The organism is Streptomyces sp. NBC_01176, from assembly GCF_045039825.1.
In the GTDB taxonomy this organism is placed as follows: domain Bacteria; phylum Actinomycetota; class Actinomycetes; order Streptomycetales; family Streptomycetaceae; genus Streptomyces.
This window is the reverse complement of sequence record NZ_CP108600.1, coordinates 2661124-2673855: the sequence shown is the minus strand read 5'-3', so window position 1 is coordinate 2673855 and position 12732 is coordinate 2661124. Positions and strand designations below refer to the sequence as shown.

Here is a 12732-nt window from a genome sequence, read left to right as displayed (position 1 = left end):
GTCCCGGGCGGCCGCCGCCGGAAGCCCGCCGCCCGCCGGAACCGCCGCCCGGACAACAGCCCTTCCTACGGCAGCAGTCCGGCGCGGCGGGCCGCGATCACCGCCTCCCAGCGCGTGTGGGCGCCGAGCTTGCGCATCGCCGACCGCAGATATCCCTTGACCGTCTCCGGACGCAGCCCCAGCCGCTGGGCCGCGCTTCCGTTGGTGGCCCCGGCCGCGACACAGGCCAGGACGTCCACCTCGCGCGGGGCGAGCCCGACGTGCGGTCCGCCGGGCTCGGGAGCCGCCGCGCCGGCCAGACGCCCGCACACGTCGAGGAGTTCGGCCCGCAGCGCCGGGTCGCCGATACGCGGTGCCAGCGCCCGCAACGCCCCGTGCGCCTCCCGCACCTCCTCCCACGCGGCGCTGCCCGCCACCGGCTCGGGCTCCCGCGCGACGGCCAGCAGACCCCGCGCCTCGTCCCGTACGACCAGCGCCTGCTCCACGTCCCGGGCCGCCGCCACGGCCGCGCCGAGCGTGCGGTCACCCAGCGGCTGCGCCGTCCGCAGGGCGCCGTACAGCACGCCGCGCACCCGGCGGCGTACGACCACGGGCACCGCCAGCACCGAGCACAGTCCCTCGGTGGCGACCGCCATGTCGTACTCGTGGCTGATCTGCCGTGAGGCCGAGTAGTCCGTCACCGCGCAGGGCCGCGCGAGGGCCACCGCCTTACCGCCCAGACCGTTGCCCGAGGACACCGCGAGCGCGCTGAGCGCGGGCGTCGCCGTGCCGCTGAGTTCGCTGATGCGCACCTGCGCGCGCCCGGGCTCGACCAGGCCGCCGAACGCGACCGGCAGTCCCGTGGCGCGCCGCAGCCCTACCAGCGCGGCGCGCATCTCCACCGCGTCGGCCGCTTCTGCTGCCACCTGTTCGCCCCTTCGTCGCGGCGCACCCCCGTTCGGGGGTAGTGAGACCTCCCTAACGGAATACACGATGTTAGGCGGTGGTCCGGCAACGAGGAGGACACATGACGGTGACGACGGACGCGACGGAGCGATTCCGCGCCGCGCGGGACTTCCTGCTGGAGCACCGGGAGGATTACGCGACGGCGTACCAGGGCTTCGAGTGGCCGCGCCCGGACTCCTTCAACTGGGCACTCGACTGGTTCGACGTCATCGCGCGGGACAACGACCGCACCGCCCTGCACATCGTCGAGGAGGACGGCGGGCGCGCCGAGTTCTCCTTCGCCGCGCTGTCCGAGCGCTCCGACCGGCTGGCCAACTGGCTGCGTGCGCGGGGCGTCCGCGCCGAGGACCGGATCCTCGTCATGCTCGGCAACCAGGTCGAGCTGTGGGAGACGGCCCTCGCGGCGATGAAGCTGCGCGCCGTCGTCATCCCGGCGACCACTTTGCTCGGCCCGGCCGATCTGCGCGACCGCGTCGAGCGCGGCCGGGTCCGGCACGTGATCGTGCGCGCCGAGGACACCGCGAAGTTCGACGAGGTGCCCGGCCGGCACACCCGGATCACGGTCGGTGGCCCGCGTCCCGGCTGGCACTCGTACGAGGAGGCGTACGCCGCCGACGCGTCGTTCGAGCCGGACGGCGTGACCCACTCGGACGACCCGCTGATGCTCTACTTCACCTCCGGCACGACCGCCCGCCCCAAACTCGTCGAGCACACGCACGCCTCCTACCCGATCGGCCATCTGTCGACGATGTACTGGATCGGGCTCGAACCCGGCGACGTGCACCTGAACATCTCCTCACCGGGCTGGGCCAAGCACGCCTGGTCCAACCTCTTCGCGCCCTGGAACGCGGAGGCCACCGTCTTCATCCACAACTACACGCGCTTCGACGCGGGCCGGCTGCTCGCGGAGATGGACCGGGCCGGGGTCACCACCTTCTGCGCCCCGCCCACCGTGTGGCGCATGCTCATCCAGGCCGACCTGACGCAGCTGCCGACACCGCCGCGCGAGGCCGTCGCCGCGGGCGAGCCGCTCAACCCGGAAGTCATCGAACAGGTGCGGCGCGCCTGGGGCGTCACCGTCCGGGACGGTTTCGGGCAGACCGAGACGGCCGTCCAGGTCTCCAACAGCCCCGGGCAGCAGCTGAAGACGGGCTCCATGGGGCGGCCCAGCCCCGGCTTCCGCGTCGAACTCCTCGACCCGGTCTCCGGCGCCCCGGGCGCGGACGAGGGGGAGATCGCGCTCGACCTGTCGGGCAGGCCGGTGGGTCTGATGACCGGCTACCACGGCGACCCCGACCGCACCGCGGAGGCGATGGCGGGCGGCTACTACCGGACGGGCGACATCGGCGCGCGCGACGCCGACGGCTACCTCACGTACGTGGGCCGGGCCGACGACGTCTTCAAGGCCTCGGACTACAAGATCTCGCCCTTCGAGCTGGAGAGCGCGCTGCTGGAGCACGAGGCGGTGGCCGAGGCGGCCGTCGTCCCGGCCCCCGACGCGCTGCGGCTCGCCGTCCCGAAGGCGTACGTCGTCCTCGCGGCGGGCCACGAACCGGGCCCCGACCTGGCCAAGGTGCTCTTCGAGCACTCGCGCACGGTCCTCGCCCCCTACAAGCGCATCCGGCGCCTGGAGTTCGGCGAGCTGCCCAAGACGGTGTCGGGCAAGATCCGCCGGATCGAGCTGCGCGAGGCCACGGCGGCGGGCTCGGACGCCGAGTACCGCGAGGAGGACTTCCGGTGACAGAACTCGCCTACACGCACGGCACGAGCGGGACCGCCCTGCTGGGCGACACCATCGGGGCCAATCTGGACCGGACGGTGTCGGCCTGGCCGGACCGGGAGGCCCTCGTCGACGTGCCGTCCGGGCGGCGCTGGACGTACGCCGAATTCGCCGCCGACGTCGACAGGCTGGCGTCAGCGCTGCTCGCCTCCGGCATCGCCAAGGGCGACCGGGTCGGTATCTGGGCGGTCAACTGCCCGGAGTGGGTGCTCGTCCAGTACGCGACCGCCCGCATCGGCGCGGTCATGGTGAACATCAACCCCGCCTACCGCACCCACGAGGTCGAGTACGTCCTCCGGCAGGCCGGCATCTCGCTGCTCGTCGCCTCCCTCCGTCACAAGACCAGCGACTACCGGGCGATGGTCGAACAAGTACGGCGCAACTGCCCGAAGTTGCGGGAGACCGTCTACATCGGCGACCCGAGCTGGGACGCGCTGACCGGGCGCGGCACCTCCGCCTCGGACGAGGAGCTCCGGACCCGCGGGAGCGAGCTGTCCTGCGACGACCCGATCAACATCCAGTACACCTCGGGGACCACGGGCTTCCCCAAGGGGGCGACGCTCTCCCATCACAACATCCTCAACAACGGCTATTTCGTGGGTGAGTCGATCGCCTACACGGAGCAGGACCGCATCTGCGTCCCGGTGCCCTTCTACCACTGCTTCGGCATGGTGATGGGAAATCTCGCGGCGACCTCGCACGGCGCGTGCATCGTCATCCCGGCCCCGTCCTTCGACCCCGCGGCGACGCTGCGCGCCGTCCAGGACGAGCGCTGCACCTCGCTGTACGGCGTCCCGACCATGTTCATCGCGGAGCTGAACCTCCCCGACTTCGCGACGTACGACCTGTCCTCGCTCCGCACCGGGATCATGGCGGGCTCGCCGTGCCCGGTCGAGGTGATGAAGCGGGTGGTCGCCGAGATGCACATGGCGGAGGTCTCCATCTGCTACGGCATGACCGAGACCTCGCCGGTCTCCCTCCAGACCCGCCGGGACGACGACCTGGAGCACCGCACCGGCACCGTCGGCCGGGTGCTTCCGCATCTGGAGGTCAAGGTCGTCGACCCGGTGGACGGCGTGACCCGGCCCCGGGGAACCTCGGGCGAGTTGTGCACCCGGGGCTACAGCGTGATGCTCGGCTACTGGAACGAGCCCGAGAAGACGGCCGAGGCCGTCGACCCCGGGCGCTGGATGCACACCGGGGACCTCGCCGTGATGCGCGAGGACGGTTACGTCGAGATCGTCGGCCGCATCAAGGACATGATCATCCGGGGCGGCGAGAACATCTATCCGCGGGAGATCGAGGAGTTCCTCTACGCGCATCCGAGGATCGCCGACGTCCAGGTGGTCGGAGTGCCCCACGAGCGGTACGGCGAGGAGGTGCTCGCCTGCGTCGTCGCGCGCGATCCGGCCGACCCGCCGACGCTGGCGGAACTGCGCGCCTACTGCGAGGGCCGGCTGGCCCACTACAAGATCCCCAGCCGCCTGCGGATCCTGGAGGCCTTCCCGATGACGGTGTCCGGCAAGGTACGGAAGATCGAACTGCGCGAGACGTACGCCGACCGGGACTGAGGTCCGCCCCGCGATCCCCGGTGGCCGTCCACCGGTCAGGCCCCCGTGGCGACGAGGTCGTCCGCGGGGGCGTTGACCGGCTGGGGGGTGCCGGTGAGGTCGAGGACGAAGAGGGGGATCCCGAGCAGGTCGGCGCGGGAGCGCGCGTCGTCCGTGTAGCCGGCGAGCGAGAAGTAGACGCACCGGATGGACTCGCTCATCGCCGTCAGCCACAGGCACTCCACGTCGCGCAGCGAGGCGGGGCGGACCGTCGGGTCCACCTGGGCCATGACGCCCCGGGCCGCGAGCCCGATTCCCGACGGCGGTCGCTGGTCCGCCCTGCGGATGTCGCGGTAGCCGAGCCACCGCAGATACAGCGCGGCGGCCGTCACGGCGTCCCGCGCGGTGCGGACGGTGACCGGCTGGAACGCCGGACGGGGTGGCGGGGCGGCGGCGGGAGGCCGGGAGCGGTCGGGTGCGAGGGGGGATCCGGGGGCGGCTGGCGCTTCTCCGTCCGGGGGCGGACCGGCCGCGTGACGGCCGTCGTCCGCAGCGGGACCGCCGGCGGACGGAGCGTCGACGGCCCGCGCCGGCACGGCGCCCGCGCCCGGTTCCGGCGACACCTCGGCGGCCCGCGGGGTCGTCGTCCCGGCCCCGGGTGAGGCAGGCGCTTCGGCGGTGTGCGGGGCGTGGGCCCCGGTCGTGTGCGGTGAGCGCGCGGGGGTCCCGTCCCGGTCGGAGTCGGGCTCGGCGGCGGTGCCCGGCGCGATCCCGGCGCGCGGCGGTCGGCGCAGCCCTCCGGGGCGTACCCCGCGTACCGGAATCCGCAGCACGGTCCCGCACGCACAGCCCAGTTCCGGATGGGGCCACTCGTCCTCGCGACCGCAGGCGTCGCAGGGCACCGTCACCCAGTCGTCGTCCCAGACGCGGTGCTTCACGGGTACGGGATCCGCGAGGCGGTCGAGCGGGGGAGTGACGGGGGCGCCGCAGACGCACGGGTACGACGACGCGGCGAAGAGGTGCTCGCGGCGGCAGGCCGGACACCGCACCGGCACGCTCTCGGCCATGGCCCACTCCAGGACGTCACGTCGGGACAGCCCGTCCATCGTCCTCCAGGGAGGGGGCCGCCGACAGCGAAACGCCCCGACAGCATCGAGGCCTTCCTCCGGCCTCTTTCTCGGCCGTCCTTCCGGCCGTTCTCCGGGGGGCCTGTCCGAGGAGATCCCGCCGGGCGCCCGCCCTTGACGCCTCCTGGCACGCCACCTACATTGTTTCCAGATAGTAGAAGTTAGTTTCCGTAATGCGGAATACAGTGATGGCGGCACGCGGAACGGAACGCGAAGTCGTCCACGGACCACCTACGGAATCACCAGCTCTCCGCGGGGCGCGACGGAGCGCGAATCCGACAGCCGAAGCAGGAGTACTCCATGGCTCGTATGACCGCTGCCCGCGCGGCAGTCGAGATCCTCAAGCGCGAGGGCGTCAGCAACGCGTTCGGCGTCCCGGGTGCGGCGATCAACCCCTTCTACGCGGCCCTGCAAGCCGCCGGAGGGATCCGCCACACCCTCGCCCGGCACGTCGAGGGCGCCTCACACATGGCGGAGGGCTACACCCGGACCCACCCGGGCAACATCGGCGTCTGCGTCGGCACGTCCGGACCGGCCGGCACCGACATGATCACCGGGTTGTACTCCGCCATCGGCGACTCGATCCCGATCCTGTGCATCACGGGCCAGGCCCCGACCGCCGTGATCCACAAAGAGGACTTCCAGGCCGTCGACATCGCCTCGATCGCGGGGCCCGTCACCAAGATGGCCGTCACCGTCCTGGAGGCTGCGCAGGTCCCCGGCGTCTTCCAGCAGGCCTTCCACCTGATGCGCTCGGGCCGCCCCGGCCCGGTCCTCATCGACCTGCCCGTCGACGTCCAGCAGACGGAGATCGAGTTCGACCCCGAGACGTACGAGCCGCTGCGCGCGTACCGGCCCACCGCCACCCGCGCCCAGATCGAGAAGGCACTCACCCTCCTCAACGGGTCCGAGCGCCCGCTGATCGTCGCCGGCGGCGGTGTCATCAACGCCGACGCCTCGGAACTCCTCGTGGAGTTCGCCGAGTTGACCGGTATCCCGGTCGTCCCGACCCTCATGGGCTGGGGCGTCCTGCCCGACGACCACGAGCTGAACGCCGGCATGGTGGGCCTGCAGACCTCGCACCGCTACGGCAACGCGACCTTCCTGGAGTCCGACTTCGTCCTCGGCATCGGCAACCGGTGGGCCAACCGCCACACCGGCAGGCTGGACGTCTACACGGCGGGGCGCACGTTCGTCCATGTCGACGTCGAGCCCACCCAGATCGGCAGGATCTTCGCCCCGGACTACGGGATCGCCTCCGACGCGAAGGCCGCGCTGGAGCTGTTCGTCGAGGTGGCGCGGGAGTCGAAGGCCGAGGGGAGGCTCCCCGACCGGTCCGGGTGGGCCGCCGCCGCACAGGAGCGCCGGGCCACCCTCCAGCGCCGTACGCACTTCGACGACATCCCCATCAAGCCGCAGCGTGTCTACGAGGAGATGAACAAGGCCTTCGGACCGGAGACCCGGTACGTCTCCACCATCGGCCTCTCGCAGATCGCCGGCGCCCAGATGCTGCACGTCTACCGGCCCCGCCACTGGATCAACTGCGGCCAGGCGGGCCCGCTCGGCTGGACCGTGCCGGCCGCGCTCGGCGTCGCCACGGCCGACCCGGAGGCCTCCGTGGTCGCCCTCTCCGGTGACTACGACTTCCAGTTCATGATCGAGGAACTGGCCGTCGGCGCCCAGCACCGGATTCCGTACGTCCATGTCCTGGTGAACAACTCCTACCTGGGTCTCATCCGGCAGGCGCAGCGGGCGTTCGACATCGACTTCCAGGTCAAGCTGGAGTTCGAGAACATCAACTCGCCCGAACTCGGCGTGTACGGCGTCGACCACGTCAAGGTCGTCGAGGGACTCGGCTGCAAGGCGATCCGGGTCACCGACCCGGCCGACCTGGGCGCCGCCTTCGAGCAGGCCAAGAAGCTCGCCGCGGAGTTCCGGGTGCCCGTGGTCGTCGAGGCGATCCTGGAGCGGGTCACGAACATCTCCATGTCGACGACGAACGACATCGGCAACGTCGTCGAGTTCGAGGAGATCGCGACCGACCCGGCCCACGCGCCGACGTCGATCAGGACGCTGAAGGCCTGACAGCCGGCGCGTCAGCCGACGCCCGCGCCGACCGTACGGCCCCGCCTCCGTGTCCGGAGGCGGGGCCGTCGCCGTCGTCGCCCCCGACGGACGAACCCGGCTTCGCACTCGGGACGTTCGAACGGCGCCCTCGGCGGCGCAGGGGCGCGCGACGCGCACGCCGTGTGTTCAGGAACGGCTGCGGCAGGGGGAGTTGCGGCCCACGCACCGGGCGCCACGCTCCCGGTCCTGTCCCTGTCTCCGTCCCTGGCCCGATCGGCCCGGCCCGGTGAGCCCGATGAGCCCGGTCAGCCCGGTCCCGGGTCCGAGCCGCCGCCGTCGGTGTAGCTCCCGCCGCTCCCGCCGCCCCAGGAATGCGGCAGCAGCCCCTTGTCGGCCGTGCCGCCGCGCCCCACCAGCCCCGCGGCCACGGCGAAACGCGGCTCCAGGGCGGTGAGGGCCGCGGCGCCGTGGAGCGCGACCGCGAGGAGCACGTCATGCGTCGACAGGCCCTCCCTCCCGGTCGGCAGGGGCCGCTCGGCCCGTGCCCGTCCGAGGTGGCGCCGGGCGCCGAGCGTGGGGCCGGGAGGGAACTTCCGGAACGTTCCGGCTTCGGTCAGCTCCGTCCGTAGCCGTGCGAGTGCCTGTCGTACGCTCGTGCGCCGCAACAACTCGCCCATGCCCGCGGGGCGGTAGAGGGAGCCGTGCACGGCCCGCTCCAGCGGGTGCGCCACCCGTTCCAGCGGGTTCTCCGCGAGGGCGATCGCCCGTGACGTCCGCATGGTGCCGGGCCGGCCGGCCTCGACCGCGCCCCGCAGACGCAGGGCGAGCACGGCGACCGTCACGGCGGCGCGGGGCCCGCCACGCACCAGGGCGACGGCATACGGATCCGGTTCCTCCGACATGCCGTCGCCCATGGCCGCCCCCCGTGTCACTCCGGTCATGAGGCCCGCCGCCCCCGTGTCGGCGGGCCTCATGTGCCGAGAATGTGCCCTCGTGCGGGGTGGCGTGAAGCCTCCGGAGCGTTGTTCAGAGCTTGATTTGAGGGTTCCGTAGCCGGGGTACGTCCGGTGGCGTACACCGGGTGCGCGCGGGGCCGGGCGTCACTGGGACGGGTGCCGACAACCCCGGCCGGTCGTCACTGGGACGGGTGCTCCGACAGCCCCGGCCAGTCGTCCGGGCCGCCGCCCTGCCAGTCGATGATGTCGCTCTCCTCGACCTCGATCTCGTCGAGGTCCGCCAGCCGCAGGATCTCGACGACGTCGTCGAGGTGATAGGCGATACCGAGCGTCTCGTCCCCCACGGCGACCCGCCGTGAGCCGTCCAGCCCTGGGGCGTGCACAACAATACTGGGATAGTCCATGCCCTCAGGCTGCTGCCGGCGGGGCGGATACGCACGCCGACGCACCCAGGAGCGCCGGATACGGACGACGGTCCGGTATCCGGCGCTCCTGGCTCGGTGACGTACGAGGTGGTGGCCGTCCGACGGCGCGAGGCTGGGCGTGACAGCGCGGTCGCGCCGCCGGACGGGGCTGGGTGTATGGATCACGAGCGTTGTTGACACCTGGTGCCCCACCGTGACCCAGGGGCCGTCGAAGGTGGGCGGGGACCGCGGCGGATGCGACGGGTCCGGGGCTTCCTTCCCTCAGGTCGAGAAGGGGCTCCGGAACCTTGACCACCGCACTGGCTCGCATGCCGCCGCGGTCCCGGTCCTGCCCGGACAGCGCTGGACCACCCCTCATCCGGGTCCAACGCCGCCTCGGGCGGCTGGAGTAGAGGCTCAGTCCTCGCGCAGGGCGCGGACCGCCTCCGCCACGCGGTCGCCGTACGACGGGTCGGCCGCGTGGAAGTGGGCGAGGTTCTTCTCGACGACGTCGTCGCGGGAGACCTGCGCGAGGCCGCCGGCGATGTTCGCCACGAGACGGGACTGCTCGTCCCGCGACATCAGCCGGTACAGCTCACCCGCCTGGAAGAAGTGGTCGTCCTTGGTGTGGAGCGGTGCCTCGTGCGTGCCGGTGTGGCCGTGCACGGCGAGGGGGGCCGACAGCGGGCGGCCGGTCTCGGCCGGGCCGTCGTAGGAGTTGGGTTCGTAGTTCTTCGCCGCGCGGCCCTGGTTGTTGGAGGCCATCAGGCCGTCGCGGCCGTAGTTCTGGGCGACCGTCGCCTTCGGGGCGTTCACCGCGAGCAGCGTGTGGTTCACGCCCAGCCGGTAGCGGTGGGCGTCCGCGTACGCGAACAGGCGGCCCTGGAGCATCTTGTCGGGAGAGGGGCCGATGCCCGGAACGAAGTTGTTCGGGGAGAAGGCGGCCTGTTCGACCTCGGCGAAGACGTTGTCGGGGTTGCGGTCCAGGACGAGTCGCCCCACGCGCCGCAGCGGATAGTCCCCGTGCGGCCACACCTTGGTGAGGTCGAAGGGGTTGAAGCGGTAGTCCGCCGCCTCCGCCGCGGGCATGATCTGCACGTACAGCGTCCAGGACGGGTGCACGCCCCGCTCGATCGCCTGAAGCAGGTCCGTCTGATGGGAGTTGGGGTCCGTGCCCGCGATCTCCCGCGCCTGCTCGCTCGACAGCGAGCGCACGCCCTGGTTCGTCTTGAAGTGGTACTTGACGAAGAAGGCCTCGCCCTCGGCGTTCGTCCACTGGTAGGTGTGCGAGCCGTAGCCGTTCATGTGGCGGTACGAGGCCGGGATGCCGCGGTCGCCCATCAGCCAGGTCACCTGGTGCGTCGCCTCGGGGGAGTGCGCCCAGAAGTCCCAGACGTTGTCGGGCTCCTGCTTGCCCGTGAACGGGTCGCGCTTCTGGGAGTGGATGAAGTCGGGGAACTTGACCGGGTCCTTGACGAAGAAGACGGGCGTGTTGTTCCCGACCAGGTCGTAGTTGCCTTCCTCCGTGTAGAACTTCACCGCGAATCCGCGGGGGTCACGGACCGCGTCCGCGCCGCCGAGGTTGTCGGCCACGGTCGAGAAGCGCAGGAACACCTCGGTGCGCTTGCCGACCGTGCCGAGGAAGTCGGCGTACGTGAAGCCCGTGACGTCGTCGGTCACCTCGAAGTGGCCGTACGCGCCCGAGCCGCGCGCGTGCACCACACGCTCCGGGATGCGCTCGCGGTTGAACCGGGCGAGCTTCTCCAGCAGGTGCTGGTCCTGGAGGAGCAGCGGGCCGCCGACGCCTGCGGTGGCGGAGTTCTGGTTGTCGGCGACCGGGGCGCCGGACTCGGTCGTCAGCACGCGCTTCGACATCGTGGACCTTCCGTACGAGAGGGCAGCGGGGCCAGCGGAAAGAAACTTCCGCTATGTGGACCGTCCGCTTCGTGGAGCCTAGGTTTGGGGTCTGTGGACGTCAACAGTTTGTTGAAGTCGATTCCGGACGGTGCCACCGCCTGGGCGCGACAGGACAGGTGTCGGCGGCGGCACCGCCCGGAAGTCTCAGAGCTGCGCGCCGGAGAGCCGCTCGACGGCGCGCAGCAGGGCCGAGTGGTCCAGGCCGCCGTCCCCCTGCGCGCGCAGCGAGGCCACCAGTTGGGCCACCACGGCGCCGACCGGCAGCGCGGCGCCGACGGTGCGGGCGGCGTCCGTGACGATGCCCATGTCCTTGTGGTGCAGGTCGATGCGGAAGCCCGGCTTGAAGTCGCGGCTGAGGAAGTTGTCCTTCTTGCGCGTCAGTACGGTCGAGCCGGCCAGACCGCCGTTCAGTACGTCGAGCGCCGCCCTCAGGTCCACGCCCGACTTCTCCAGGAACACCACGGCCTCGGCGCACGCCTGGATGTTGACGGCGACGATCAGCTGGTTGGCGGCCTTCACGGTCTGACCCGAGCCGTGCGGACCGCACAGCACGATGGTCCGGCCGAGCGCCTCGAAGATCGGTTCGGCCGCGTCGAAGTCGGCCTGTTCCCCGCCGACCATGATGGACAGCACGGCCTCGACGGCACCGGCCTCACCGCCGGACACCGGGGCGTCGAGGACCCGGATGCCCTTGGCCGCGGCGGCCTTCGCGAGGTCCACGGAGGTCTGCGGGGTGATCGACGACATGTCGACGAGCAGCGCTCCGGACCGCGCGTTCTCCAGGATGCCGTCGGGCCCGTACGCGATGGCCTCGACCTGCGGGGAGGCGGGCACCATCGTGATCACCACGTCGGCGTCGCACACGGCCTCGGCGATCGACGCCGCCGCCGTGCCGCCGGCCGCCGTGAGCCGCTCCAGCTTGTCCTGCTCCAGGGTGAACCCGGTGACGTCGTACCCGGCCTTGATCAGGTTCTCCGACATGGGGGAGCCCATGATGCCGAGCCCGATCCACGCGACCTTGGGGAGTTTGCTCATGAGGGTGCCTTTCTGACGTGTCGTCGTGGGATGCCGGCTCAGCGGGCGGCTCGGGCTTCGGCGGGCAGCCAGTCGAAGGCCTCGGCGCTCGGGCGGTCGCCCGGCTTGTACTCCAGGCCGACCCAGCCCCGGTAACCGGCCTTGCGCAGCTGCCCGAGCAGGTCCTCCAGCGGGAGCGTGCCGGTGCCCGGTGCGCCGCGGCCGGGGTTGTCGGCGATCTGCACGTGGCCGGTCTTCTCGGTGTACGCGGAGATCACCTGCGGCAGGTCCTCGCCGTTCATGGACAGGTGGTAGAGGTCCATGAGGAACCTGGCGTTGCCGAGGCCGGTCGCCTCGTTGACCCGGTCGACGACGGCGACGCCTGCCGCGGAACTCACCAGTGGATAGTCCGGTGACTCGGGCCGGTTGAGCGTCTCGATCAGCAGGATCGCGCCGATCCGGTCGGCCGCCCGCGCCGCGAGGACGAGGTTCTCCAGCGCGAGCGCGTCCTGCTCGGCCGGGTCCACGCCCTCGACGCGGTTGCCGTACAGGGCGTTGAGCGCCCCGCAGCCCAGTGACCGCGCGAAGTCCGCCGCGACGTCGATGTTGGCGCGGAACCTCTCCGACTCCTCGCCGGGGATCGACAGCGCGCCCCGGTCGGGACCGGGCAGTCGCCCGGCGTAGAAGTTGAGGCCCGTCAGCTGGACGCCCGCGTCCTCGATCGCCCGCTTCAGGGCGTCGAGTTCGGCGGGTGCGGGGGTGGGGGTGTCGACCCAGGGCCACCACAGTTCGACCGCGGTGAAGCCGGCCGCGGCGGCGGCCGCGGGGCGCTCCAGGAGCGGGAGTTCCGTGAAGAGGATCGACAGGTTGACGTTGAAGCGCTGCTCTGCGGCTGTGCTCGATGCAAAACCGGTCATGGACTCGGCGCCCCCTTCCGTATCGACAGTCCGGCCGGCGTTCGCTCCGGCTGGC

At 71.8% G+C, this 12732-nt stretch carries 10 protein-coding genes; 3 read left to right on the top strand and 7 right to left on the bottom strand.

What is annotated here, in order from left to right; all coding sequences use genetic code 11:
* Positions 1-65 precede the first annotated feature (65 nt).
* The gene (locus tag OG199_RS11405; protein WP_401801047.1) at positions 66-905 is read right to left on the bottom strand and encodes a response regulator transcription factor; all 840 of its coding nucleotides are present in this window, start codon (positions 903-905) and stop codon (positions 66-68) included.
* A gap of 101 nt (positions 906-1006) precedes the next feature.
* Between OG199_RS11405 and OG199_RS11400 the strand changes: the two genes are divergently transcribed.
* Entirely contained in the window at positions 1007-2686 is a 1680-nt protein-coding gene (locus OG199_RS11400; protein WP_401801045.1) for an AMP-binding protein, read from the top strand.
* A complete protein-coding gene (locus OG199_RS11395; RefSeq protein WP_405829334.1) occupies positions 2683-4296 on the top strand; it encodes an AMP-binding protein in 1614 nt (537 codons plus the stop codon). Before OG199_RS11400 ends, OG199_RS11395 begins: the two co-directional genes overlap by 4 nt.
* A 35-nt stretch (positions 4297-4331) precedes the next feature.
* On the opposite strand, the gene OG199_RS11390 is transcribed toward OG199_RS11395, so the two are convergent.
* Positions 4332-5381 (bottom strand): hypothetical protein, encoded by a 1050-nt coding sequence (locus OG199_RS11390; protein WP_405829332.1) that lies wholly within the window; start codon positions 5379-5381, stop codon positions 4332-4334.
* Between the two features lie 321 nt (positions 5382-5702).
* Here OG199_RS11390 and gcl point away from each other — a divergent pair, with 321 nt between their 5' ends.
* Positions 5703-7487 carry a glyoxylate carboligase gene (gene gcl, locus OG199_RS11385; RefSeq protein ID WP_405829331.1) on the top strand — a complete coding sequence of 595 codons (1785 nt, stop codon included), beginning with the start codon at positions 5703-5705 and terminating at the stop codon, positions 7485-7487.
* Between the two features lie 287 nt (positions 7488-7774).
* On the opposite strand, the gene OG199_RS11380 is transcribed toward gcl, so the two are convergent.
* The 5 genes from OG199_RS11380 to OG199_RS11360 form a co-directional block, all read right to left on the bottom strand.
* Complete coding sequence (locus OG199_RS11380; RefSeq protein WP_405829329.1) at positions 7775-8443, bottom strand: TIGR04222 domain-containing membrane protein; 669 nt, start codon at positions 8441-8443, stop codon at positions 7775-7777.
* Between the two features lie 161 nt (positions 8444-8604).
* Positions 8605-8829, bottom strand: coding sequence for a hypothetical protein (locus OG199_RS11375; RefSeq protein WP_356797565.1), 225 nt, complete (start codon positions 8827-8829; stop codon positions 8605-8607).
* A 417-nt stretch (positions 8830-9246) separates the two neighbouring features.
* Entirely contained in the window at positions 9247-10704 is a 1458-nt protein-coding gene (locus OG199_RS11370; protein WP_405829327.1) for a catalase, read from the bottom strand.
* A gap of 186 nt (positions 10705-10890) precedes the next feature.
* Positions 10891-11781, bottom strand: coding sequence for a 2-hydroxy-3-oxopropionate reductase (locus OG199_RS11365; protein ID WP_405829325.1), 891 nt, complete (start codon positions 11779-11781; stop codon positions 10891-10893).
* 38 nt (positions 11782-11819) lie between these two features.
* Entirely contained in the window at positions 11820-12677 is an 858-nt protein-coding gene (locus OG199_RS11360; RefSeq protein ID WP_401801028.1) for a TIM barrel protein, read from the bottom strand.
* Positions 12678-12732: the final 55 nt, after the last annotated feature.